22 protein-coding genes and 1 tRNA gene are annotated in these 22,752 nt (G+C 70.7%); 15 read left to right on the top strand and 8 right to left on the bottom strand.

Annotated features, from left to right (window positions below):
- Window positions 1-104: 104 nt before the first annotated feature.
- The gene (locus ITJ56_RS13635; RefSeq protein WP_194631155.1) at window positions 105-761 is read right to left on the bottom strand and encodes a hypothetical protein; all 657 of its coding nucleotides are present in this window, start codon (window positions 759-761) and stop codon (window positions 105-107) included.
- 141 nt (window positions 762-902) lie between these two features.
- On the opposite strand from ITJ56_RS13635, the gene ITJ56_RS13630 reads away from it, so the two are divergent.
- From ITJ56_RS13630 to rlmB, 4 genes are read left to right on the top strand one after another with little or no spacing between them, the layout of a single operon-like run.
- Window positions 903-1,385, top strand: a complete 483-nt coding sequence (locus tag ITJ56_RS13630) for a CarD family transcriptional regulator (protein ID WP_017888066.1) — start codon at window positions 903-905, stop codon at window positions 1,383-1,385.
- Between the two features lie 44 nt (window positions 1,386-1,429).
- Window positions 1,430-2,626: a 2-C-methyl-D-erythritol 4-phosphate cytidylyltransferase gene (gene ispD / locus ITJ56_RS13625; RefSeq protein WP_194631154.1), complete on the top strand. Its 1,197-nt coding sequence runs from the start codon at window positions 1,430-1,432 to the stop codon at window positions 2,624-2,626.
- Window positions 2,627-2,658: 32 nt separating this feature from the next.
- Window positions 2,659-4,068 (top strand): cysteine--tRNA ligase, encoded by a 1,410-nt coding sequence (gene cysS / locus ITJ56_RS13620; RefSeq protein WP_194631153.1) that lies wholly within the window; start codon window positions 2,659-2,661, stop codon window positions 4,066-4,068.
- A 28-nt stretch (window positions 4,069-4,096) separates the two neighbouring features.
- Complete coding sequence (rlmB, locus tag ITJ56_RS13615) at window positions 4,097-5,107, top strand: 23S rRNA (guanosine(2251)-2'-O)-methyltransferase RlmB (RefSeq protein WP_194631152.1); 1,011 nt, start codon at window positions 4,097-4,099, stop codon at window positions 5,105-5,107.
- Window positions 5,108-5,551: 444 nt separating this feature from the next.
- Here the strand turns inward: rlmB and ITJ56_RS13610 are convergent, their stop codons facing one another.
- Both ITJ56_RS13610 and ITJ56_RS13605 read right to left on the bottom strand, forming a co-directional pair.
- Entirely contained in the window at window positions 5,552-6,859 is a 1,308-nt protein-coding gene (locus ITJ56_RS13610) for a DUF4032 domain-containing protein (protein WP_194631151.1), read from the bottom strand.
- Between the two features lie 83 nt (window positions 6,860-6,942).
- Window positions 6,943-8,043 carry an ABC transporter ATP-binding protein gene (locus tag ITJ56_RS13605; RefSeq protein ID WP_194631150.1) on the bottom strand — a complete coding sequence of 367 codons (1,101 nt, stop codon included), beginning with the start codon at window positions 8,041-8,043 and terminating at the stop codon, window positions 6,943-6,945.
- A gap of 242 nt (window positions 8,044-8,285) precedes the next feature.
- Between ITJ56_RS13605 and ITJ56_RS13600 the strand changes: the two genes are divergently transcribed.
- Entirely contained in the window at window positions 8,286-9,224 is a 939-nt protein-coding gene (locus tag ITJ56_RS13600) for a DsbA family protein (protein WP_194631149.1), read from the top strand.
- 64 nt (window positions 9,225-9,288) lie between these two features.
- Here ITJ56_RS13600 and ITJ56_RS13595 read toward each other — a convergent pair whose 3' ends face one another.
- Complete coding sequence (locus tag ITJ56_RS13595) at window positions 9,289-10,182, bottom strand: neutral zinc metallopeptidase (protein ID WP_194631148.1); 894 nt, start codon at window positions 10,180-10,182, stop codon at window positions 9,289-9,291.
- 89 nt (window positions 10,183-10,271) lie between these two features.
- Here ITJ56_RS13595 and ITJ56_RS13590 point away from each other — a divergent pair, with 89 nt between their 5' ends.
- Window positions 10,272-11,414 (top strand): glycerol dehydrogenase, encoded by a 1,143-nt coding sequence (locus ITJ56_RS13590; RefSeq protein ID WP_194631147.1) that lies wholly within the window; start codon window positions 10,272-10,274, stop codon window positions 11,412-11,414.
- A 22-nt stretch (window positions 11,415-11,436) separates the two neighbouring features.
- Here ITJ56_RS13590 and ITJ56_RS13585 read toward each other — a convergent pair whose 3' ends face one another.
- Window positions 11,437-12,201 carry an NAD(P)H-hydrate epimerase gene (locus ITJ56_RS13585; RefSeq protein WP_194631146.1) on the bottom strand — a complete coding sequence of 255 codons (765 nt, stop codon included), beginning with the start codon at window positions 12,199-12,201 and terminating at the stop codon, window positions 11,437-11,439.
- Window positions 12,202-12,234: 33 nt separating this feature from the next.
- Between ITJ56_RS13585 and ITJ56_RS13580 the strand changes: the two genes are divergently transcribed.
- Both ITJ56_RS13580 and ITJ56_RS13575 read left to right on the top strand, forming a co-directional pair.
- Window positions 12,235-13,020 carry an alpha/beta fold hydrolase gene (locus ITJ56_RS13580; protein ID WP_194631145.1) on the top strand — a complete coding sequence of 262 codons (786 nt, stop codon included), beginning with the start codon at window positions 12,235-12,237 and terminating at the stop codon, window positions 13,018-13,020.
- Window positions 13,021-13,073: 53 nt separating this feature from the next.
- The gene (locus ITJ56_RS13575) at window positions 13,074-14,105 is read left to right on the top strand and encodes an aldo/keto reductase (RefSeq protein ID WP_194631144.1); all 1,032 of its coding nucleotides are present in this window, start codon (window positions 13,074-13,076) and stop codon (window positions 14,103-14,105) included.
- Window positions 14,106-14,310: 205 nt separating this feature from the next.
- On the opposite strand, the gene ITJ56_RS13570 is transcribed toward ITJ56_RS13575, so the two are convergent.
- Together ITJ56_RS13570 and msrB are read right to left on the bottom strand one after the other, a co-directional pair.
- Window positions 14,311-14,383: transfer RNA gene (locus tag ITJ56_RS13570), tRNA-Thr, on the bottom strand.
- 37 nt (window positions 14,384-14,420) lie between these two features.
- Window positions 14,421-14,828 (bottom strand): peptide-methionine (R)-S-oxide reductase MsrB, encoded by a 408-nt coding sequence (gene msrB / locus ITJ56_RS13565; RefSeq protein WP_194631143.1) that lies wholly within the window; start codon window positions 14,826-14,828, stop codon window positions 14,421-14,423.
- 65 nt (window positions 14,829-14,893) lie between these two features.
- Here msrB and ITJ56_RS13560 point away from each other — a divergent pair, with 65 nt between their 5' ends.
- The 7 genes from ITJ56_RS13560 (at window position 14,894) to ITJ56_RS13530 (ending at window position 20,820) form a co-directional block, all read left to right on the top strand.
- Window positions 14,894-15,367, top strand: coding sequence for a GNAT family N-acetyltransferase (locus ITJ56_RS13560; RefSeq protein ID WP_194631142.1), 474 nt, complete (start codon window positions 14,894-14,896; stop codon window positions 15,365-15,367).
- The gene (locus ITJ56_RS13555; RefSeq protein WP_194631141.1) at window positions 15,367-16,368 is read left to right on the top strand and encodes a DUF2332 family protein; all 1,002 of its coding nucleotides are present in this window, start codon (window positions 15,367-15,369) and stop codon (window positions 16,366-16,368) included. Before ITJ56_RS13560 ends, ITJ56_RS13555 begins: the two co-directional genes overlap by 1 nt.
- A 96-nt stretch (window positions 16,369-16,464) precedes the next feature.
- A complete protein-coding gene (locus tag ITJ56_RS13550) occupies window positions 16,465-16,806 on the top strand; it encodes a DUF3263 domain-containing protein (protein ID WP_323749814.1) in 342 nt (113 codons plus the stop codon).
- A complete protein-coding gene (locus ITJ56_RS13545; protein WP_194631139.1) occupies window positions 16,803-17,408 on the top strand; it encodes a LytR C-terminal domain-containing protein in 606 nt (201 codons plus the stop codon). The genes ITJ56_RS13550 and ITJ56_RS13545 overlap by 4 nt, the downstream gene beginning before the upstream one ends.
- A gap of 191 nt (window positions 17,409-17,599) precedes the next feature.
- Window positions 17,600-17,803: a cold-shock protein gene (locus tag ITJ56_RS13540; protein ID WP_017888049.1), complete on the top strand. Its 204-nt coding sequence runs from the start codon at window positions 17,600-17,602 to the stop codon at window positions 17,801-17,803.
- A gap of 271 nt (window positions 17,804-18,074) precedes the next feature.
- Complete coding sequence (groL, locus tag ITJ56_RS13535) at window positions 18,075-19,697, top strand: chaperonin GroEL (protein WP_194631138.1); 1,623 nt, start codon at window positions 18,075-18,077, stop codon at window positions 19,695-19,697.
- Between the two features lie 661 nt (window positions 19,698-20,358).
- Window positions 20,359-20,820 (top strand): endonuclease domain-containing protein, encoded by a 462-nt coding sequence (locus ITJ56_RS13530; protein WP_194631137.1) that lies wholly within the window; start codon window positions 20,359-20,361, stop codon window positions 20,818-20,820.
- Window positions 20,821-21,004: 184 nt separating this feature from the next.
- On the opposite strand, the gene ITJ56_RS13525 is transcribed toward ITJ56_RS13530, so the two are convergent.
- Window positions 21,005-22,699, bottom strand: coding sequence for a sensor histidine kinase (locus ITJ56_RS13525; RefSeq protein ID WP_194631136.1), 1,695 nt, complete (start codon window positions 22,697-22,699; stop codon window positions 21,005-21,007).
- Window positions 22,700-22,752: the final 53 nt, after the last annotated feature.

The following is a 22,752-nucleotide window of genomic DNA, read 5'->3' as shown; positions in this document are numbered from 1 at the left end:
TCTGCAGCTGCGACTTCTCGTTCTGCATCGCCACCGTGATGCCCGTGGCACCGGGCCTCCTGTGCGTCACGTTCCGGACGCGGTGTCAGCCGCGTCCGTCGGCGTCAGTTCGTGCCGTTGTCGCCCTCGGACGAATCCGTCTGCGAGTCAGTGGGCTGCGTTCCGGGGACGGCCTCGCCGGTCGGCTGCGAGCCGCTCTCGGACGGCGACGTCGAGGTGGACGTCGGGGTCGGGCTCGGCGCGAGGGTCTGGTACTCCTCCTGCGCGCTCGTCAGCACGGGGACGTTGGCCGAGACGCCCTCGGCGTCGGGGTAGGAGAAGTAGACCTTGACGAGCGAACCGGGAGCGGCGTCGGCGTCGGCGAACACGATCGGCTCCGCGTCGCCGGCGGCGGTGCCCTGCGTGACCTCGCCCTCCTGCACGCTCGACTCGTCGCCGTCCGCTGCGCCCGACGTCATGGCGAGGTCGACGTGGGTGTTCGCCGGTACCTCGACGGTCTGGGTCGCGCCGCCGATCTCGATCGAGACGGTGAAGTCGTCCTGGTCGTCGTTGTTCACGAGCGTGCCGATGAAGCGGGCGCTCTCACCGTCGTCCGAGATCAGGAGGGCGTTCCGCACGTCGACCTTGCCGGTCGAGACGTCCACGCCGTCGGTGATCTGCTTGATGTCGACGGTGTGGGCCGGCGACATGAACTCGCACCCGGTGGCGCCGAGCGCGATGGTTGCCGCAACGGCGACGGACACGAGTACCCGAGGTCGCAAGAGATTCCTCCGTAAGTCACGATGGGGACCGGGCGGTCCCCGCGACCATCCTAGCGATCACCGGGGAGGGCGAGCGTTGAGGGTCCCCTTACCCGAACGCCCCTTGTGGTAAACTGGATGTCTGGGAACGGAGCCTGATACATGCAATTCGAGGTCGGCGAGACCGTCGTCTACCCCCATCACGGGGCGGCAACCATCTCTGAAGTCAAGACGCGCGTCATCAAGGGTGAGGAAAAGGTCTACCTGAAACTGCGGGTCACGCAGGGTGACCTGACGATCGAGGTCCCCGCGGACAACGTCGACCTGGTCGGTGTCCGCGACGTGATCGGCAAGGAAGGACTCGACAAGGTGTTCGAGGTCCTCCGGGCACCGTTCACGGAAGAGCCCACCAACTGGTCGCGCCGGTACAAGGCGAACCTCGAGAAGCTCGCTTCCGGGGACGTCATCAAGGTGTCCGAGGTCGTCCGCGACCTCTGGCGACGTGATCAGGACCGCGGTCTCTCCGCGGGTGAGAAGCGGATGCTGGCGAAGGCCCGGCAGATCCTGATCTCCGAGCTCGCGCTTGCCGAGAAGACCGACGAGGACAAGGCATCCACCGTCCTCGACGAGGTCCTCGCGTCCTGAGCGCTCTGCACACAACGACGACGACCGCACGGTTCCCCGAAGGGGTGGACCGGGCGGTCGTCGTCGTTGCAGCGGGGGCCGGCACCCGGCTCGGCGTCGGCACGGCGAAGGCGTTCGTGCCCGTCGCCGGTGCGCTGATGCTCGCGCGGGCGCTCGAACCCCTGTTCTCGCTGCCGTCACCGACGCTGGTCGTCGTGGTCGCACCGGCGTCGCACCTGGACGAGTGCCGGCAGGTGGTCGCCTCGGTCGCCGGTGCCGCGGTCGCGTACACGGCCGTCGTGGCCGGAGGCGTGGATCGCCACGCCTCGGTCGAGTCCGGCCTGGCCGTCCTGCCGGACTCCGTCACCGCGGTGCTCGTCCACGACGCGGCGCGCTGCCTGACGCCCGCGGCACAGTTCTCGCGGGTGTTCGACGCGGTCGGCGCCGGCGGGGGTGCCGGGTTCGTGCCCGCGCTCCCCGTCATCGACACCGTGAAGCGCGTGGACGGTGACGTCGTCGTCGAGACCGTCGACCGCGCCGCACTCGTCGGGGTGCAGACGCCGCAGGGCTTCCCGCTCGCAGCGCTGCGGCGGGCCTACGCGGTGTCGTCGCAGTCCGAGACGGACGACGCCGGGGTGTTCCAGTCCGTCGGGGGCACCGTGCGGTTCGTCGCGGGGGACGCCGACGCCTTCAAGATCACGACGCCCTGGGACCTCGGTCGGGCCGAGTCGATCGTGCGGGCACGGTCGGACGGCGTCGTCGCGGGTGCCGGACCGTCTGCTGCTGCTGCGGCGGCCGTCCGGCTCGGGCTCGGCGTGGACGTGCACGCGTTCGACACCGAGTCGCCGTGCCGCGTCGGGCTGCTCGACTTCCCGGGCGAGCCAGGCCTGTCCGGCCACAGTGACGGTGACGCGGTCGCGCACGCCGTGTGCGACGCCCTGCTCTCCGCCGGTGGGCTCGGCGACATCGGCGGACGCTTCGGCACCGCGGACCCGCAGTACGCCGGCGCGACGGGGGACGTCTTCGTCCGCGGCGCCGTCGCGCTGCTCGCCGACGCCGGGCTCGTGCCGGTGTCGGTCACCGTGCAGGTCATCGGCAACCGGCCGCGGATCGGGAGCCGTCGGAACGCGATGCAGGACGCCCTGTCCGTCGTCGTCGGCGCACCCGTGGCGGTGTCGGGCACCACGACCGACGGCCTCGGGTTCACCGGTCGTGGCGAGGGGCTCGCGGCGATCGCCACCGCACTCGTGCGTCCCTCCTGAAACCGCGCCCCTGCGCCGATTAGGGTTGGGGCGTGACCGTTCGCCTCTACGACTCCCGCGCCGCAGCCGTCGTCGACCTCGTCCCCCTGGTCGACGGTCACGTGAGCGTCTACGTCTGTGGGCCGACGGTGCAGTCGTCGCCACACATCGGGCACCTCCGGTCCGCGCTGGTCTACGACATCTGGCGCCGGTGGCTCACCCACCGCGGGTACCGGGTGACCCTGGTGCGCAACGTGACGGACATCGACGACAAGGTCCTCGACCTGGCGGCCGGCACCGACGAGGAGTGGTTCGCCCGCGCCTACCGCGTCGAGCTCGAGTTCACGGCCGCGTACAACGCCCTCGGCATCCTGCCCCCGACCTACGAGCCGCGGGCCACCGCGAGCGTGCCGCAGATGCACGAGATCATCCAGCGGCTCATCGACCGCGGGCACGCCTACGCCGCCGACGACGGGTCCGGTGACGTCTACTTCGACACCGGGAGCTGGGCCGACTACGGCGCGCTCACCCGCCAGCGGCGTGAGGACATGGTCGAGGCCTCCGACGCCGACCCGCGGGGCAAGCGCGACGCCCGCGACTTCGCGCTCTGGAAGGGTGCGAAGCCCGGCGAGCCGTCGACGGCCAACTGGGACTCCCCGTGGGGCGCCGGCCGTCCGGGCTGGCACATCGAGTGCTCGGCGATGTCCCGCCGGTACCTCGGCCCCGCGTTCGACATCCACGGCGGCGGCCTCGACCTGCGGTTCCCCCACCACGAGAACGAGCTGGCGCAGTCGACGGCCGCCGGTGACCCGTTCGCGTCGTACTGGCTGCACAACGGGCTGGTGACGGTCGACGGGCAGAAGATGTCGAAGTCCCTCGGCAACTCGATCTTCGCCGCGGACTTCCTCGCCGCGGCACGGCCCGCCGTCGTCCGTTACTTCCTCGGTGCCGCGCACTACCGCTCGTCGATCGACCACCACGAGGGCTCCCTGGCCGAGGCCGAGGCGGCGTACGACCGCATCGCCGGCTTCCTCGACCGCGCCGAGACCCGGCTCGAGGGCGTGCACCTCGCCGACGCCCCGGCCGTGCCCGAGGCCTTCGCTGCCGCCATGGACGACGACCTCTCTGTGCCCCAGGCCCTCGCCGTGCTGCACGAGACCGTGCGGACCGGGAACGCCGCCCTGGACGCCGACGATGCGGAAACGCTCGGGACCGCGTACCATCAGGTGGCTGCGATGGTGGAGGTGCTCGGCATCGACCCGCGAGCCGCCCACTGGTCGGGTGGCGGCCAGGACACCTCGGCAGGCCCACTCGCCGCTCTCGTCGAACGCCTCGTGCAGGAGCGCGCGGACGCCAGGGCAGCACGGGACTTCACCGCGGCCGACCGCGTGCGCGACGACCTCGCCGCCGCGGGCATCACGATCGAGGACACGCCGTCCGGAACACGCTGGAGCATCGCCTGAACACGGCAGTGCCGAACAGGAGCTACGCATGAAGAACGTCTCGGGAAACAAGAAGGGCCGGCCCGGCGCCGTCCGTTCCGGTCGCAAGGGCAACAAGCAGGTCGGTTCCGGCGGCCAGGGTGCGCAGGCGCTCGAGGGGCGCAAGCCGACCCCGAAGGCCGAAGACCGGCCCTACCACCCCGCCGGCAAGCGCAAGGCCGCGAAGGAGCGCTTCGACGCGGCCAAGGGCCGTCACGGTGCCTCGTCCTCGCCCCAGAACCGCACGAGTCGCCCGCCGGCGCGGAAGACCGACGACTCGGAGCTCGTGACGGGGCGCAACTCCGTGCTCGAGGCGCTCCGCACGAAGACCCCGTCGTCGACGCTGTACATCGCGTCGCGGATCGAGGTCGACGATCGCGTCAAGGAGATCCTCGCGCTCGCCAACCACCGTGGTCTGCCGATCATCGAGCTGATGCGGCCCGAGCTCGACCGCATCACCGGGCACGACAGTGTGCACCAGGGCCTCGCACTCAAGGTGCCGGCGTACCAGTACGCGGTGGCCGAGGACATCGTCGAGCAGGCGTTCTCGCGCGACCAGGTGCCGCTGCTCGTCGCGCTGGACGGCATCACCGACCCCCGCAACCTCGGTGCGATCATCCGCTCGACCGCGGCCTTCGGTGGACACGGTGTCGTGGTGCCGCAGCGCCGCTCGGTCGGCGTCACCGCCTCGGCGTGGAAGACCTCGGCCGGTGCCGCGGCGCGCACGCCCGTCGCGATGGCCCCGAACCTCACCCAGACGCTCAAGTCGCTCAAGTCGATGGGGCTGTTCGTCCTCGGTCTGGACGGCGACGGCGACATCGAGCTCGACGGCCTCGAGCTCGCCGACCGCCCGATCGTGATCGTCGTCGGCTCCGAGGGCAAGGGGCTGTCGCGCCTGGTCACCGAGACCTGCGACGCCATCGTGTCGATCCCGATCTCGAGCGCCACCGAGTCGCTGAACGCCGGCATCGCCGCGAGCGTCACCCTGTGGGAGGTCGCGCGGCGTCGTCGCTCCGCGTGACCCGCACGTCGCTCGCACCTCGTGAGCAGGAATGGTCGCCTCCCCGAGCGGGAGGCGACCATCGCTGCTCACGGGGCCAGTCGGGGCTGGTCCGAAGGGTCAGGACACGTCGGGTGGCGTCCGCCGAGTGGTCACGAGTCGTCGCTGCGCGACGGCGCCGGCGACGGTCTGTGACCGGGCAGAGCCGGTCCGGCGGGTGGTCGTCACCGCTCGACGCTCGACGTCACCAGAGGCGGTGTGGGCGTGACGGTCTGGAGGGACGGCGCCGGTCTCCGGGACGCGCGCCGGGCCTCCAGACGGTCGCGTTCTCGACCCCCGAACGGGCAGGACACGTCGGCTGTGTCCGGCGTGTGGTCACGAGTCGTCGCTGCGCGACGCCGCCAGTGACCGTTTGTGACCGGTCGACGTTTACCCGGCAGGGTGTCCGACCGGTCGGCGGCCACGTCAGACCGTGGCGCGCCAGTCGTCCACGTCGTCGGACTCGTCGACGTCCGAGTCGTCCACCAATGGGATCGGCAGGGTGATCGACGAGGTCGGCGGGTTGATGAGCAGGCGCTCGTCACGGCGGTGACGGAGCACGTCGTTGATGTAGGCCGTCGTGGCCTCGGGCAGGGAGACCGAGCGCTCTTCCTGCTGGGACATGAACCAGCGGTGCTCGAGCAGTTCGTGGAACACCTCGGCGGGTTCGAGTCGACCGCGCAGATCGCGGGGGATCGACCGGACGACCGGCTCGAAGACCCGCGACACCCACTCGTGCGCCACCATCTCCTCGTCGAGCTCGTCACGGCCGTTCCGCGCGCGGTAGGAGTCGAGGTCGTTGAGCAGGCGCCGGGCCTGGTTCTCGCCGGCGTCCAGGCCGGTCAGCCGCAGCAGGCGTCGCTGGTGGTGCCCGGCGTCGACGACCTTCGGCTGGATCCGCACCTGCGACCCGCCCTCGGTCGTGTGGATCGAGAGCTCCTCGATGTCGAAGCCGAGCTCGTTGAGCCGTTCGACACGGTCGTTGATGCGCCAGCGCTCCTTGACGTCGAACTGCTCGGTGCCGGTGAGTTCCTTCCAGAGTGTCCGGTACTGCGCGACGATGCGGTTGGAGACGTCCACAGGGTCGGCGTTCTCGTCGAGCCGGCCCCCGGCCTCGAGGTCGAGCAGCTCGCCGGCGATGTTCACCCGGGCGACCTCGAGGTCGTTCTCCCGCTGTCCGTTCGACAGGCCGCCCGGGTAGAGCTTGCCGGTCTCGGCGTCGACCAGGTACGCGGCGAACGCGCCGGCATCACGGCGGAACAGCGTGTTCGAGAGCGAGACGTCGCCCCAGTAGAAGCCGATGACGTGCAGGCGGACGAGCAGCAGTGCGAGCGCGTCGACCAGGCGGGTGGCGGTCTCCGGGCGCAGCGTCTGTGAGTACAGCGCGCGGTAGGGCAGAGAGAACCGGAGGTGGCGCGTCACGAGCACGGGGTGGAGCGGCTCCCCGTCGGCACTCATCCGGTTCGTGATGACCGCGACCGGGTCCACGCAGGGCACGTCCATGCGCTGCAGCGTGCGGAGCATGTCGTACTCGGACCGGGCGACCTCTTCGCCGGTCTCCTTGACGGCAGCGACGTACCCGCTCAGGTGCACGAACCGCACGAGGTGCCGCGAGATGCCCTTCGGCAGCGCGACGATGGCGTCGTCGGGCCAGTCGGCGAGCGGCAGGTCCCACGGCAGGTCGAGCAGACCGGGGTCGACGGTGGCGGCAGTGATGGACATCGAGTCGGGCACGGTGGTTCCTCTGGTGTACGGGACAGCCGAGAGCCCGCGACCGCCCTTGTGAGGCGGGCGCGGGCTCTCGGGGAGTGCGCTGGTTACGCGGCGACGACTGCCTTGTCGTCGAGGCGCTCGCCCGACTCCGTGTCGAACGAGTGCACGTGACCCTGCTTCGGCGTGATGACGATCGTGTCGCCGATCGACGGGTGCGCACGGCCGTCGACGCGGGCGACGATGTCGGCGCGCTGGCCGTTCACGTCGGCGTGACCGTAGAGGTAGCCGTCAGCGCCGAGCTCCTCGACCACGTCGACCGTGACCGGCAGGCCCTCGCCCGTCTGGGACACGATGACGTCCTCGGGGCGGATGCCGACCGTGATCTGCGCGGAACGGGCGTTCGACAGGGTGTCGCGGTCCATCGGGTGGTTGAGCGTGCCGAACTTGATGCCGCCCTCGATCACGTCGGCCGGCAGCAGGTTCATGGCCGGCGAACCGATGAAGCCGGCGACGAACACGTTGTTCGGCTTCTCGTACAGGTCGCGCGGGGTGCCGACCTGCTGCAGGATGCCGTCCTTCAGCACGGCGATGCGGTCACCCATGGTGAGGGCCTCGGTCTGGTCGTGCGTGACGTAGACCGTGGTGACACCGAGACGACGCTGCAGCGAGGCGATCTGCGTGCGGGTCTGGACGCGGAGCTTGGCGTCGAGGTTCGACAGCGGCTCGTCCATGAGGAACACCTGCGGCTGGCGGACGATCGCACGGCCCATCGCGACGCGCTGACGCTGACCACCGGAGAGTGCCTTCGGCTTGCGGCCGAGGTACGCCTCGAGGTCCAGGAGCTTGGCGGCCTCCTGCACGCGGGTGGCGCGCTCTTCCTTGCCGATTCCGGCGATCTTGAGCGCGAAGCCCATGTTCTCGGCGACGGTCATGTGCGGGTACAGCGCGTAGTTCTGGAACACCATCGCGATGTCGCGGTCCTTCGGCGGGACGTCCGTGACGTCGCGGTCGCCGATGCGGATCTGACCGGAGTTGACCTCTTCGAGGCCGGCCAGCATGCGGAGGGAGGTGGACTTGCCACAGCCGGAGGGGCCGACGAGGACGAGGAACTCGCCGTCGGCGACGTCCAGGTCGAGGGAGTCGACCGCGGGGCGGTTGCCTCCGGGGTAGAGACGGGTTGCCTTGTCATAGGTGACGGACGCCATGAGCGTTCGGTCCTTCCTTCACCGGCAGGTACGTGCCGGACGATCCGAGTGAAGCGGTCAGCCCGTACGGGCCCCGGACGGTCGTCGTCGACCGTCGGTGTTCATACAACACGAGTTCCCCGGACTGCGCCAGTGTTTCCCACCTGGTCGGCAGCTTCCCAGAGCGCCCCACTACAATCGCCGGGTCCGTCCGCCGAGCAGGGGAACGCCGAGCGGACACCGATCAGGAGGACGACGCAACGATGACCAACCGCCCCGAGGGTGACGCCCGCGCCGCGCGGAATGCACGCCGTGAAGCCGCCCGTCAACGAGCCCAGCGTGCCCGGGCTCAGCAGAAGCGACGCCAGCGCGGTGTCCGGCTCGGTCTGCAGATCGGGCTCGGGGTCGTGCTCCTCGCCGCCGCGACGATCGTCACGCTCGTCCTCGTCGACTCCGTGAAGCCCGCGGGCCCCGGCCCGTCGACCATGTCGCAGGGCGGCATCACGATCGGCCAGGGGCTGGAGCCCGTGTCGGCCTCGAGCTCCGCCTCGCCGGGTGCCGGTGCGACCGACGGGGCCGGTACCGTCCGGATCACCCTGTACGTCGACTACCTCTGCCCGACCTGCGGCGAGTTCGAGCAGGCGAACGGCGGCTACATCGAGGACCTCGTCGACTCGGGAGCAGCCACCGTCGACATCCACCCGGTCGCGATCCTGTCGAACCGCTCCCAGGGCACGAAGTACTCCCTGCGCGCCGCGAACGCCGCAGCCTGCGTCGCCGAGCACTCGCCGGAGCAGTTCTACGCGGTGAACCAAGCACTCTTCGCGAAGCAGCCGGAGCAGGGGACCGCCGGCCTGACGGACACGCAGCTCACCCGGATCGTGACCGGGGTGGACGGTCTGACGGAGCGCCGCGCCGTGACGAGCTGCATCGCCGACCAGGACTACAGCAAGTGGGTCGACGAGCAGACGACGTCGGTGTCCCAGGGCGACATCCCCGGCTCGTCACTCACGGAGTTCCCGGGGACGCCGCTGGTGCTCGTCAACGGCCAGCAGTACGAGTTGACGTCGCCGGTCACCAACGACGACTTCCGCACCTTCGTGGTGACGGCCGCCGGTGCGACCGAGGCCACCCCGACACCCACCCCGAGCGCGACCCCGACCCGGAGTGCGACCCCGTCGCCCACGCCGACCAAGCGCTGACGCGCTGACGGACAGGAGGCCCGGTGCCAGCTGGCACCGGGCCTCCTGTCCGTCTCCCGGAGGGCTACAGGGCCGACCCGGGGATGCTGAGGGTGTCGCAGCTCGTCGCGCCCTGCTGGTAGCCGCGCAGGAACCAGCGCTGCCGCTGCTCGCTCGACCCGTGCGTGAACGAGTCCGGATCGACCCGGCCGGTCGCGCGCTCCTGGATGCTGTCGTCGCCCACGGCACTCGCGGCCGACAGTGCATCGGTGATCTGGGCGCGGGTGATCGGCTCGAAGAAGGTCTCGCCGTTCGCGTCCTCGGTGGTGGCCGCGTCGCCGACCCAGGCCCCGGCGTAGCAGTCGGCCTGGAGCTCGACGCGGACGCTGCCCGACGAGGCGCCGGTGCCCGACCGGTCGGTGTCCGCGAACGCGCCCTGCAGCTGCTGCACGTGGTGGCCCCACTCGTGCGCGACGACGTACATCTGCGCCAGCGGACCGCCGGACGAGCCGTACTGCGACTGCAGGTCGTCGTAGAAGGCGGTGTCCAGGTAGATCGCGCGGTCGGGCGGGCAGTAGAACGGCCCCGTCGCGGCCGAGGCCTGTCCGCACGAGGTGTCGGTGGAGTCCTGGAACAGGAAGAACTCCGGTGACGTGTACGAGATGCCGAGCGACCGCGCCTCGGACGTCCAGTAGGCGTCGAGCGATTCGGCCGCGCCCTCCATCCGGCACTCGACACGCAGGTTGGCGTCCCGCCCGGTCCGGCACTCGGGGGCGGCGTCGGGCGACTCGCCCTCCTGCTGGATCGTCGTCAGGCCGTTGCCGCCGCCGACGACACCGCTGAGATCCACACCGGTGAACTGTGCGATCAGGAACACCACGATGGCCCCGATGCCCACGGCGCCGCCACCGATCGCGGTGGCACGGCCGCGCCGCTTCACCCTGCCGCCCTTGAGCTGCGAGTCGTCGTTGAAGGTCATGCCCCCGAACGTACCGACCAGCGGCCCCGCGTACCGTCGGAGACGTCGGCACCCCCGACACCTGTCGCACAATCGGAAGGAACCGCACAATGGCCACTCCCATCAGCACCGTGATGAGTCCTGCCCGCTACGTCCAGGGCAAGGACGCGATCACCCGCGTCGGCGAGTTCATCGCCCCGATCGGCAAGCGCCCCCTGATCGTCGCCGACGACGTGGTGTGGGGCATCGTCGAGGCCGCCGTCACGGAGAGCTTCCGGTCTGCCGACCTGTCGGTCGAGCGCGTCGGCTTCGGCCGCTTCGCCACGCCCGAGGCGGTCGACGAGCTCGTCGAGCAGATCCGCGCGAAGGACGCCGACGTCATCGTCGGGCTCGGCGGCGGGTCCGCGATCGACGCCGCGAAGGCGGCCGGGCACCTCGCCGGCATCCGCTGGGCCAGCGTGCCGACCGCTGCGTCGACGGACGCTCCGACCTCGGCACTCGCCGTCATCTACTCCGCCGAGGGCGAGTTCATCGAGTACCGCTTCTTCCCGCACAACCCGGACCTCGTCCTCATCGACACGAAGCTCGTCGCGGGTGCTCCGGTGCAGTTCCTGATCGCCGGTATCGGTGACGCCCTCGCCACCTGGGTCGAGGCCCGGGCAGCCAAGCGCGCGAACGCCGACACGATGGCCGGCGGACTGCAGACGGAGACCGGCGTCGCGCTCGCCCAGCTGTCCTGGCGGCTCCTGCACGAGAACGCCCTGCAGGCCATCGAGGCCGTCAAGGCGAAGGTCGTCACCCCGGCGCTCGAGAAGGTCGTCGAGGCGAACACGCTGCTGTCCGGCCTCGGCTTCGAGTCCGGCGGTCTCGCCGCCGCGCACGCCATCCACAACGGGCTGACCGCGGCCCCGCAGGCGCACGGGCTCGCGCACGGGCAGAAGGTCAACATCGGCACGATCGCGCAGCTCGTGCTCGAGGGTGCACCCGCCGAGGAGATCGAGGACTTCGTCGTCTTCACCACGAAGGTCGGGCTGCCGAACACCCTCACGGAGATCGGGCTCACCGTCGACGACCGCGAGGTGCTCCGTGCCGTGGCCGAGGCCGCGACGGTCGAGGGCGAGACCATCCACAACATGCCGTTCCCGGTCACGCCGGAGCTCGTGGTGGACGCCCTCGTGGCGATCGAGGGCATCTCGCGCAGCATCCGTGCGGCGCACGGTCTGCCGGAGCCCGTCCTGTACGAGCACCACTGACGGCGGACCAGCACGCGCGGGGTCAGGTGCGGATCAGCGGCTCCATCGTCGCCAGGTCCGCACCGATCCCGACGTCCACGAGTTCGATGCGCCCCGCGAGCGTGGCGGCCGGACCCGTCAGCAGCCCGGCCTTCACCCCGCCGAACGTGACCGTGACGTCGGCCTGCAGGACGTGGTCGTCCGCGACACCGCCGGTGTCCACGTCGACGCCGCTCGGCACGTCGACCGCGACGACGAACGGCGCGCGCTGGTCGCGGGCGAGCTCCCGGACGGCGCCCACGACCTCGCGGGCGGGCGACCGGAGCGCGTTCGCACCGCGTGCCCCGATGCCGAGGATGCCGTCGAGCACCAGGTCCGCCTCGAGCGCGGCCTCCGTCGTGACCGCGGCGAGACGGGCGCCGTCGCTGCGGCCCGCGGCCCGCAGGATGTCGGCCGCTCCGCCGGTCGGTCCCGACGGGTCGGACGGGCCGTCCAGCAGGCGCGCTCCGGACTGCAGCGCCGCTGCCAGGCCCGCCTCGTGGACACGCGAGCCGACACGCAGCACGGCCACGTGCCTCCCGTCCGCAGCCAGGCGCGCGCCCGCGAACAGGGCGTCACCGCCGTTGTCACCGCTGCCGGCCAGCACGAGCACGGACCCCGGGCCGTCCCCGGGCCGCACGGCCGGGTCGTCCAGCAGAGCGCCGACGATGCGCGCGAGCCCGTCGGCGGCCCGCTGCATGAGGGGTTCCCCCGCATCGAGGTGGGGGCGTTCCGCCGCCCTGATCTGATCGCCGCCGTAGCCGTCCATGGGCCCACACTGCCCCGGTACGCTTGAGAGGACATGTCACTCGTCCCCGAAGCGCCGCGTCCCCGGTTCGTGATGTCGCCCGACGGCCTGCGACTCGCCACCTACGACTTCGGCGACCCGGACGCACCCGTGGTCGTCGCCGTGCACGGCTTCGCCTCCGGCGCCGTCCTCAACTGGCACGTCTCCGGCTGGACCCGCGACCTCGTCCGCGCCGGCTACCGCGTCCTCGCGCTCGACCAGCGCGGCCACGGGGCGAGCGCGAAGCCGCACGACCCGGGTGCCTACTCGATGGACCTGCTCGTCACCGACGTCACCACGGTCATCGACACGTACCTGCTCGACGACGTCGCCTTCCTCGGGTACTCGCTCGGTGCGCGGGTCGGTTGGCACACCGCGGAGCGTCTGCCCGGCCGGATCGCGCGCGCGGTGTTCGGCGGCATCCCGGACGCCGACCCCATGCGGCGGGTCCGCGTCGACCAGGCGAAGGCGTACATCGCGGACGGCACCCCGATCGAGGACCGCGTGACGAACGGCTACCTGACGATGGCGGCGAACGTCGACGGCAACGACCTCGGCGCGCTCGTGGCGATGGTCGAGGGCATGCGGAACAGCATCGAACCGACGCCCGCGAACGCCCCGGCGCAACCCCTGCTGATGGCGGCGGGCAGCGAGGACGGCATCCGTGACAGTGCGGTCCGGCTGGCCGAGGCCGCGCCGAACGCCACGTTCTTCGAGATCCCCGGTCGCAACCACTTCAACGCCCCGACCTCGCGGGCGTTCCGCGACGCCGCGCTGCGGTTCCTGTCCGCCCCACGCTGAGGGGTACTCGTGGGTCCCCTCGCCGTCGAGGGACCACGCGTAGCGTCCCGGCCATGGACTACAGACTCCTCGGCAACAGCGGGACATCGGTGTCGACGCTGACCCTCGGCACCATGACTTTCGGCAGCGAAGCCGACGAACCCACCTCACACGCCATCCTCGACGCCTTCGTGGCAGCCGGAGGCACGCTCGTCGACACGGCGGACGTCTACTCCGGCAACGAGTCCGAGCGGATCATCGGCCGCTGGCTCGCAGCACATCCCACCGAGGCGGCGCAGGTCGTCCTCGCCACCAAGGGCCGGTTCCCGCAGGGCGACGGACCCAACGACCTCGGGTTGTCCCGCCGGCACCTCCGGGTCGCGCTCGACGCCTCGCTCGAACGGCTCGGCGTCGAGCACATCGACCTCTACCAGATGCACGCGTGGGACGCCCTGACGCCCCTCGACGAGACCCTGCGGTTCCTCGACGACGCCGTGTCCGCGGGCAAGATCGGCACGTACGGGTTCTCGAACTACCTCGGCTACCAGGTCACGAAGGCCGTGTACGAGGCGAAGGCCCACGGCTGGGCGCCACCGGTGACCCTGCAGCCGCAGTACAACCTGCTCGTCCGCGACATCGAGCACGAGGTCGTGCCCGCCTGCCTCGACGCCGGCATCGGCCTGCTGCCGTGGTCGCCGCTCGCCGGCGGCTGGCTGACCGGGAAGTACCAGCGCGACGAGGCCCCGACCGGCACCACGCGGCTCGGCGAGAACCCGGAGCGCGGCATGGAGGCGTGGGAGGCCCGCAACGCGGACGAGCGCACGTGGGAGGTGCTCGACGCCGTGTCCGAGGTCGCCGACGCCCACGGCGCCTCGAAGTCGCAGGTCGCACTCGCCTGGCTGCTGGCCCGGCCCGCGGTGACGAGCGTGATCCTCGGCGTCCGGACACTGTCCCAGCTCGAGGACAACCTCGGTGCGGCGGACCTGGTGCTCACCGACGCCGAGCTCACCAGGCTGACCGACGCCAGCGCGCCCCGCATCGACGACTACCCCTACGGCACAGCCGGGGTTGCGCAGCGCGAGCGGAAGATCACCGGCGGGCGCTGAGCAGGCAGCGGGCACTGCGCGTTCGTGCACATCGTGCGGATTCCCGCGGATGTCGGGTCAGGGTGTGGACGCGCGGGTCGGTGAGGTGTCATCCTCATCGCACGACCGGCTGGTTACCGCGTCCAGCGCCCGGAACGCCCCCTGATCCGCGTTCCGTGTGCCGATGCCCCGGGCGAGACTTCGCCCGGGGCATCGCTTCATCCGGGGCCAGCAGCGGGACTCGAACCCGCAACCCCCGTATTACAAGTACGGTGCGCTACCAATTGCGCCATGCTGGCTGACGCCGCTCATCTTACCGGTGAGGGCGTCAGGCCCTCACTCGCCCGACTTCTCCGAGAAGTTCAGCGAGATCGAGTTCATGCAGTAGCGGTCACCCGTGGGGGTGCCGAACCCGTCCGGGAACACATGGCCCAGGTGCGAACCGCAGTTCGCGCAGCGGACCTCGGTGCGGGCCACACCGAGTGAGTTGTCCTCGATGAGCTGCACCGCGTCGGGGTCCACCGACTCGTAGAACGACGGCCAGCCGCAGCCGGAGTCGAACTTCGTGCCGCTCTTGAACAGCTCCGCGTTGCAGGCCGCACAGGTGTAGACGCCCGCGCGCTCCTCGTCGAGGAGTTCACCGGTCCACGGTCGTTCGGTCCCTGCCTGGCGGAGGACGGCGTACTGGTCCGGGGAGAGTTCCTCGCGCCACTGGGCGTCGGACTTGTCGACGTTGTATGCCATTGCTTCCTCCTGCTTCCGGCCGGGCTCTTCCGGGCACTCCCGACCACTTCACTAAACTCGCCACGATGTCCGAGCATTCCGTGCACCACGCCCGCTGGACCCGTCTGACGACGGACGAACTGTACGGCATCGTCGTGCTCCGGAACCGCGTGTTCGCGCTCGAACAGCGGGTCACCGCCGAGGACTTCGACGGCCGCGACCGCGATCCGGAGACCGAGCACTGGTGGTTCGGCACGGACTCGGATGCGGTTGGGTACCTGCGACTCATCCGACCCGCAGTGGACGAGGTCCACCCGGCGGGCACGGCGCCGCCGGCGTGGGTGATCGGCCGGGTCGCGACCGACCCCGACCACCGCGGGCGGGGGATCGCCGGTCGACTCGTCGCCGCCGTGCTCGACGAGCACGGGCACGACCCGTTCGTCCTGCACGCCCAGGAGTACGTCGCCGCGCTGTACGAGCGGCACGGCTTCGTGCGCTTCGATGAGCCCTACGACGAGGCCGGCATCCGCCACGTCGGGATGCACCGGCCTGGGCGCTGATGGACTCGCGGGCCCGGTACGCCGCCTACGCCGACCGCATCGAGGCGGTCTCGCCCTCGTACGCCGCATGGGCGCTGTCGCTCGACGACGCGCTCGTCGCGCTGCTCGACGAGGTCCCGGAGCAGCAACGGCAGCCGGAGCTGTTGTTCGCGGTCGCGCGGCGGCTGGGCGCTGATCCGTCGGACCCCGGTGCGCTGCGCGCGCTCGGCCGGGAGGCCCGCCCCGCCCTGGTCGCGGCCATCACGTCCGCCACGGTGCAGGCCAACGACCCGCGGCGGCTCGGCCCCGTCGTCCCGCTGTTCGCGGCGCTCGCCGCACGGTCGGACCGCGCGCTCGGCCTCGTCGACGCGGGCGCCGCCGCCGGCCTCTGCTCGATCCCGGACCGGGTCATCCTGGACTACCGGGTCGGCTCCGGGGCAGCGGTCGTCCGGATGCACACGGCGGTCGCACATCCCGCGCTCCGGCTGGTCGCGGACGCCACCGGCGCCGTGCCCGCGCCGGCCCGTGCCCCGATCAGGATCGGTGCGCGGGTGGCCCTCGACCCGAACCCGATCGACCTGTCGGTCCCAGGTGCGTTCGACCGGCTGGTCGAGGCTGTCCCGCCCGAGGCGTCGGCCCGGACCATCCTGATGCGGTCGGCGGCGGCCGCGATGCTCGCCGTTCCTCTGATCCGGTTCGTCGGCACGGTGCCGGGTGACCTCGACCGTGCACTGGACGTCCTGCCGGACGACGTCGAACCGGTCGTCCTGACCACCGGGACCCTGGTGTACGTGCCGGGCGCGGACCGACAGCGGTTCGTCGACCGGATCCGCGAGCGGGGCGTGCACTGGATCGCCCTCGAGCGCACCGGGATCCTGCGGGGGGTGGCTGCGACGCTGCCGGACGACGTCGATGCCGCCGATCCGGATGCCTTCGCGACGGCCTCGCTCGACGATGTCGCCATGGCCGTCTCCGACCCGTTCGGCACGCGCGTGCGGTGGCTGCGCGATCCGAACCTGTGACCGGTGTTCGCGACAGTCCAGCGCCGTGCCAGGGTCCGGATCGTCTCCACCCCTACGATGTGCGAGACCCGTTACCCGACCGTGATCGGAACCGCAGTGACCAGCCCCACCGAGGAGCACCGTGTCGACGAGCACCGTACTGAGCAGCGCAGCGCTGACGAACTCAGTGAGCTCGCCAAGCACGTGCTCTCGTTCGAGCACGACCGGGCACGGCACGACCGCACGAAGGAAGCGGAGATCCGGGTCGAGTTCGAGATGTCGGCGGCGCGCTACTACCAGGTGCTCAACCGCGTGATCGACTCGCCCGCGGCACTCGCGTACGACCCGCAGCTCGTCACCCGGCTGCAGCGGCTCCGGCACGCGCGCACCAGCGCCCGGGCCACGCGCAGCTTCGTCGCGCCCGGTGCAGCACCCGAAGGACGTGAAGAGGAACGATGAGCACGAGATTCCCCCGAGACCGGTTCGACGACGTCGCCGACGGCCCCCGGGTCGGCGCCCACCGCGGTGCCCGGCGCCGGGGCCGCGGCTGGATCGCGTTCGCCTGGGCAGCACTCGCCACGGGCGTGCTCGTCGGCATCGGTGTGCTCGTGCTCGCACTGCTCAACGGCAGCTACTCCTTCACCGGCTCGGACTCGCCGACCGCGTCCACCTCGGCGTCCGCGACCGCGAAGCCGTCGGCGACCTCGAAGCCGTCCTCGTCCGCCGGCTCCGGCTCGGCGGGCTCGTCCTCGGGCGGCACGACCGCCGCGACGCCGGCCCAGCAGGGCACGACCACGGTGGTCGTCCTCAACGGCACGACCACGACGGGTCTCGCAGCACGGGCGAGTGCGACGTTGACCGGTGCCGGCTGGCAGGTCGCATCGACGGGGGACGCCGGGACGACGGGCTCGACCTCGACGATCGTGTACTACCAGCAGGCCGCGCAGGCGGCGGTCGCGCAGGGCATCGCGAAACAGCTCGGCGTCACCGCGGTGCAGCAGTCGGCGGCGTTCCCGAACGCCGACGTGAGCGTCGTCCTCGGCGCGGACTACACCGGCTGATCGGTCGCGGCACCATCGTTCGCCGCGTTTTCCGCGCATAGTGTGACGGCGGTGTTTCGAGCACGTTGATTTCTGACGGAATCGACGTGAAACGAGGTCACACCTCTTGCCTGATCGGGCGCGTTCGGTCAGAGTCCCATGCAGACGACGATCACGTCGTTCCGCACTGCAGTACCAGGGAGCAAGAGATCATGGCCAACGGAACCGTGAAGTGGTTCAACGCTGAAAAGGGCTTCGGCTTCATCACCGTGGATGGAGGGGGCCAGGACGTGTTCGTGCACTACTCGGCCATCGACATGTCGGGTTACAAGGTCCTCGAGGAGGGCCAGGCCGTCGTGTTCGACGTCGGCACCGGGTCGAAGGGCCCCCAGGCGGAGTCGGTCCGCCCGGCCTGAGCAACGCCACTTCGTGAACGCGCCGTCCCGTCAGGGGCGGCGCGTTCGTCGTGCGGGGCGTCGTGCGGGGCGGCGTGCGTGCGGCGCGCGCTCCGGGCGTGGGGCGGTGGTGTCGCGTGCCCGGGGGCCGCACCGTGTCCTGGGAACTCGTCACGAGCCTCCCGACTGTGTTGCACTCACACCCGTCGAGTGCCAGAATCGGCGTTGGCACTCGCTCACGCTGAGTGCCAGCACGACCCCCATGACGACGTCCGGGAGGGACGAAAACTCAATGGCTAAGATCATTGCTTTCGACGAGGAGGCCCGCCGTGGCCTCGAGCGCGGCCTGAACCAGCTGGCCGACGCCGTGAAGGTGACGCTCGGCCCGCGCGGCCGCAACGTCGTCCTCGAGAAGAAGTGGGGCGCCCCCACGATCACGAACGACGGTGTCTCCATCGCCAAGGAGATCGAACTCGACGACCCGTACGAGAAGATCGGTGCGGAGCTCGTCAAGGAGGTCGCCAAGAAGACCGACGACGTCGCCGGTGACGGTACGACCACCGCGACCGTGCTCGCTCAGGCGCTCGTCCGCGAGGGCCTCCGCAACGTCGCCGCCGGTGCCGACCCCATCTCCCTGAAGCGCGGCATCGAGAAGGCCGTCGCGGCCGTCTCCGAGCAGCTGCTCGCCGACGCCAAGGAGATCGAGACCAAGGACCAGATCGCCGCGACCGCGTCGATCTCGGCCGCTGACCCGACGATCGGCGCGCTCATCGCCGAGGCCATCGACAAGGTCGGCAAGGAAGGCGTCGTCACCGTCGAGGAGTCGAACACCTTCGGCACCGAGCTCGAGCTCACCGAGGGCATGCGCTTCGACAAGGGCTACCTGTCGCAGTACTTCGTGACCGACCCCGAGCGCCAGGAAGCCGTCTTCGAGGACGCCTACGTCCTGATCGTCAACTCGAAGATCTCGAACATCAAGGACCTCCTGCCGGTCGTCGACAAGGTGATCCAGGCCGGCAAGCAGCTCCTGATCATCGCCGAGGACGTCGACGGCGAGGCCCTGGCCACGCTCGTCGTGAACAAGATCCGCGGCATCTTCAAGTCCGTTGCCGTCAAGGCCCCGGGCTTCGGCGACCGCCGCAAGGCCATGCTGCAGGACATCGCGATCCTCACCGGCGGCCAGGTCATCTCGGAAGAGGTCGGCCTCAAGCTCGAGAACGCGACGCTCGACCTCCTCGGTCGTGCCCGCAAGGTCGTCATCACCAAGGACGAGACCACGATCGTCGAGGGTGCCGGCGATGCCGAGCAGATCGCCGGCCGTGTCCGTCAGATCCGCTCCGAGATCGAGGCGACCGACTCCGACTACGACCGCGAGAAGCTCCAGGAGCGCCTCGCGAAGCTCGCCGGTGGCGTCGCCGTCATCAAGGCGGGTGCCGCGACCGAGGTCGAGCTCAAGGAGCGCAAGCACCGCATCGAGGACGCCGTCCGCAACGCGAAGGCTGCCGTCGAAGAGGGCATCGTCGCCGGTGGTGGCGTCGCCCTCATCCAGGCCGGTGCCGTCGCGCTCGAGACCCTGCAGCTCGAGGGTGACGAGGCGACCGGTGCGAACATCGTCCGCGTCGCCATCGACGCGCCGCTCAAGCAGATCGCGCTGAACGCCGGTCTCGAGCCGGGTGTCGTCGCCGCGAAGGTCCGCGAGCTCGAGTCGGGTTGGGGCCTCAACGCCGCGACCGGCGAGTACGTCGACCTCATCGCTGCCGGCATCATCGACCCGGCCAAGGTCACGCGCTCGGCGCTGCAGAACGCTGCGTCGATCGCCGGCCTGTTCCTCACGACCGAGGCCGTCGTCGCCGAGAAGCCCGAGAAGAACTCGGCCGTTCCGGCCGGCGACCCCACGGGTGGCATGGACTTCTAGTCCGTCCTGCTGGCGAGGGCCCCGCATGCTTCGGCGTGCGGGGCCCTTCCGCGTGCGGGGCGCGTGACGCCGAGATCGCTCGAACTGCTGCTCCGCCGGTGCCATTCCGGCAGTTCGAGCGACTGCCATAGGCTGGCAGCGGCGTGTTGCGCGATCAGCGAGAACCGCACAGGAGGCCCGCCCCCGGTCGTTCTCCACAGATGCGTCCCCGAGCAGGTCGCGCGGGCAAGCGGGTCGCGACACTCGGGACATGCCGAAGCCTCGTCCGCTCCCGGGGACGCTCGACTCCACCGGGTTCCTGGTCCGCGACGCCGTCGCGTCCGGCGTCGATCCGGGTCGTCTCCGCCGGCGGGATCTCCTCCGACCCGTGCACGGCGTCCGGTCGACAGATGCCACGATGTCGGTCGTCGCGGCAGTCGCCCTGGTGCTCAGTCCGAACCAGTACTTCAGTCACACCACGGCCGCCGCGCTGTGGGGAGCGCCGCTTCCACGCGGTGCCGGGTCCGCCGTCCACGTCACGACGGTCGGAACCGGCCCGGTGATGCGACGGCCGCAGGTCATCGGACACCGTTGCCGATCGGGCCCCGTCCCGTGGACGCGACAGGGGCTACGGCTCAGTGCCCCAGACGTCGCGTGGCGGGAGTGCGCCAGCCTGCTCAGCGTGGAGCAGCTCGTCGCGATGGGCGATTTCCTGGTGGGCAAGAGTGGATTCTGCACGATCGACACGCTCGCCAGGATTCTCGTCCCCGGAACCCGGTGGATCGCGGTCGCCCGTGCCGCGCTCGCGCGCGTGCGCGTTGGCGCCGAGTCGCCGATGGAGACGTGGCTTCGACTCGCCGTGGTGGATGCAGGATTCCCAGAGCCGGAACTGCAGGTCGAGGTCTCGGATCACCACGGCCGGTTCCTCGGGCGGGTGGACATGGCCTGGCCCGCCCATCGGGTCGCGCTCGAGTACGACGGCGATCACCACCGTGAGCGGGACGCTTTCCAGCACGACCAGCGTCGCGACAACGGGATGGCGGTCAACGGCTGGCTCGTCCTGCACGCGACGCGGGGTGACGCCGGTCACCCGGCGGTGTTGCTGGAGCGCCTGCGTCAGGCCTTCGTCTCCCGCTCGGCATGACGTCGGCCGGTGTGCGCTCCACCGGAGGGGTGGATGGGCGCACGCTACGGTCGCACAACACGCCGTGCCTTCGCCGCCGAGGTCGCACGTTGCGCCGCGGGAGCGGGAGTTGGGCGGCAGTTTTCGCGACCTCGACCCGGCTGTGCGGCCGCGGCGGGCGGCAGCGGCGGGCGGCCGCGGCGCGTCAGGCGGCGTAGTCGCGGGGGAGCAGGGGGAGCCAGACGCGGAAGGTGGCGCCGCCGCCCTCGGTGTCCAGGACTTCGACCGAGCCGTTGTGCGCAGCGACGATGCCGGACACGATGGCGAGTCCGAGGCCCGAGCCGCCGGTGTCGCGGGCGCGCGAGGTGTCCGCGCGCCAGAATCGCTGGAAGATCTTGTCGCGCAGCTGGGCCGGGATGCCCTCACCGTGGTCGATGACGTCGATGTGGGCCATCCCGCGATCGTCGTCCACGCCGATGCCGATCTCGATCGGGTCATCGTGCTCCGTGAACCGCATGGCGTTGCCCATCAGGTTCGTCACGATCTGCCGGATCTTGTTCTCTTCGGCCAGGACGATCGGCGGACGCTTCGGCATCACGACCGTGGGAAGCGGGGTCGTCTTGTCGGTCGGCGCGGCGCCGGCGTCGATGTTCATGGCGCGGGTGCGCCGGGCCCGGAGCCGGGCGATGGTCTGCCGCGAGAAGGCGATGGGTCCTGTGGTGTTCGCCGAGGCGGGTGACGCCGGTGCGACCTCGCCCGTGTCGGCGGAGGAGATCGCCGACGCCGACGACGGACGCACGGCCTGGGGCACGCTCTCACCGGTCAGGGCGTCCTCGACGAGCACCTGGATCTCGCGGTCGGGGTTGGAAGCCATCGTGTCGAGCGCCGAGTCGCGGGCGATGGCGACGAGGTCGACCGGTCCGAGCTCGAGGGGCTTCGACTCGTCGATCCGGGCGAGCTGCAGCAGGTCCTGCACGAGCAGGCCCATCCGCTGCGCTTCCTTCTCGATGCGCTCCATCGCCTGGGCGACGTCCTCCTCCTTGCGCAGCGCGCCCATCCGGTACAGCTCGGCGTACCCGCGCAGGGACACCAGTGGCGTCCGGAGCTCGTGCGAGGCGTCCCCGACGAACCGGCGCATCTGGTCGATGGTGCGCTGCCGGTCCTCGAACGCCGAGTCGATGCGCTCGAGCATGACGTTCAGGGAGCGGTTGAGGCGGCCGACCTCGGTGTTCGGGGTGTCGGCCTCGAGGCGCTGGTTGAAGTCACCGGCGGCGAACCGTGCGGCGGTGTCCTCGACGTCGCGCAGCGGGTCGAAGGTCGCCGTGACGAGCAGTCGGGTGAGCATGGCCCCGAGCAGGATGACCGAGGCTCCGAACCCCAGGAAGATCGCGGTGAACTTCCCGATGGTCTCGTCGGTGCCGGCGCTCGAGACGGCGATCAGCACGTAGCCGGTCTCGGTGGTGCCGTCGGACTGGTCCTGCAGCGACGCCGGGATGATCTGTGCGCGCCACTCGTGGTTGTGTTCGCTGTCGTAGAGCGAGATGCGCTCGTTCGTCTGCGCGGCGTCGACCAGGATCGCCTGGCGGACGTCCGGTCGGCTGGCTGCCCTCGTCTCGCAGATCTGGTCACCGTCGGCGTCGTACGCGGCGACGTAGGCGCTCTGCGACAGCACGACCGAGAGCTTGCAGTACTGCTCGCCGTCGCTGATGTTCTGGCCCTCGAGCTGCTCGGTCGTCTGCTTGACCGTGTTGTCGAGCTGCTGCATCAGGTAGGTGGACAGCACCGTCATCGTGCCGAGCCCCGCGACGAGCAGTCCGAGCGCGACGAGGAGCACCGTGATCCCGGTGATCTTGGTGCGCAGGGAGATCCCGTCCCACCAGTGGTTCATTCGCGTGTGCATGCTGCCCCAACGATAGACAGCGGCCGCCCGGTGAAACCGGACGACCGCCGTGA

It is taken from the genome of Curtobacterium sp. VKM Ac-1376 (genome assembly GCF_015351025.1).
In the GTDB taxonomy this organism is placed as follows: domain Bacteria; phylum Actinomycetota; class Actinomycetes; order Actinomycetales; family Microbacteriaceae; genus Curtobacterium.
The sequence above is the reverse complement of the archived record's forward strand: the minus strand, read 5'-3'. Positions and strand labels throughout refer to the sequence as shown.

Excerpts from the sequence above, each read along its gene's own strand:
- ITJ56_RS13630 (WP_017888066.1), top strand. The coding sequence starts at position 903 with ATGCAATTCGAGGTCGGCGAGACCGTCGTCTACCCCCATCACGGGGCG.
- rlmB (WP_194631152.1), top strand. The coding sequence starts at position 4,097 with ATGAAGAACGTCTCGGGAAACAAGAAGGGCCGGCCCGGCGCCGTCCGT.
- ITJ56_RS13605 (WP_194631150.1), bottom strand. The coding sequence starts at position 8,043 with ATGGCGTCCGTCACCTATGACAAGGCAACCCGTCTCTACCCCGGAGGC.
- ITJ56_RS13600 (WP_194631149.1), top strand. The coding sequence starts at position 8,286 with ATGACCAACCGCCCCGAGGGTGACGCCCGCGCCGCGCGGAATGCACGC.
- ITJ56_RS13595 (WP_194631148.1), bottom strand. The coding sequence starts at position 10,182 with ATGACCTTCAACGACGACTCGCAGCTCAAGGGCGGCAGGGTGAAGCGG.
- ITJ56_RS13590 (WP_194631147.1), top strand. The coding sequence starts at position 10,272 with ATGGCCACTCCCATCAGCACCGTGATGAGTCCTGCCCGCTACGTCCAG.
- ITJ56_RS13585 (WP_194631146.1), bottom strand. The coding sequence starts at position 12,201 with ATGGACGGCTACGGCGGCGATCAGATCAGGGCGGCGGAACGCCCCCAC.
- ITJ56_RS13580 (WP_194631145.1), top strand. The coding sequence starts at position 12,235 with ATGTCACTCGTCCCCGAAGCGCCGCGTCCCCGGTTCGTGATGTCGCCC.
- ITJ56_RS13575 (WP_194631144.1), top strand. The coding sequence starts at position 13,074 with ATGGACTACAGACTCCTCGGCAACAGCGGGACATCGGTGTCGACGCTG.
- msrB (WP_194631143.1), bottom strand. The coding sequence starts at position 14,828 with ATGGCATACAACGTCGACAAGTCCGACGCCCAGTGGCGCGAGGAACTC.
- ITJ56_RS13560 (WP_194631142.1), top strand. The coding sequence starts at position 14,894 with ATGTCCGAGCATTCCGTGCACCACGCCCGCTGGACCCGTCTGACGACG.
- ITJ56_RS13555 (WP_194631141.1), top strand. The coding sequence starts at position 15,367 with ATGGACTCGCGGGCCCGGTACGCCGCCTACGCCGACCGCATCGAGGCG.
- ITJ56_RS13545 (WP_194631139.1), top strand. The coding sequence starts at position 16,803 with ATGAGCACGAGATTCCCCCGAGACCGGTTCGACGACGTCGCCGACGGC.
- ITJ56_RS13540 (WP_017888049.1), top strand. The coding sequence starts at position 17,600 with ATGGCCAACGGAACCGTGAAGTGGTTCAACGCTGAAAAGGGCTTCGGC.
- groL (WP_194631138.1), top strand. The coding sequence starts at position 18,075 with ATGGCTAAGATCATTGCTTTCGACGAGGAGGCCCGCCGTGGCCTCGAG.
- ITJ56_RS13525 (WP_194631136.1), bottom strand. The coding sequence starts at position 22,699 with ATGCACACGCGAATGAACCACTGGTGGGACGGGATCTCCCTGCGCACC.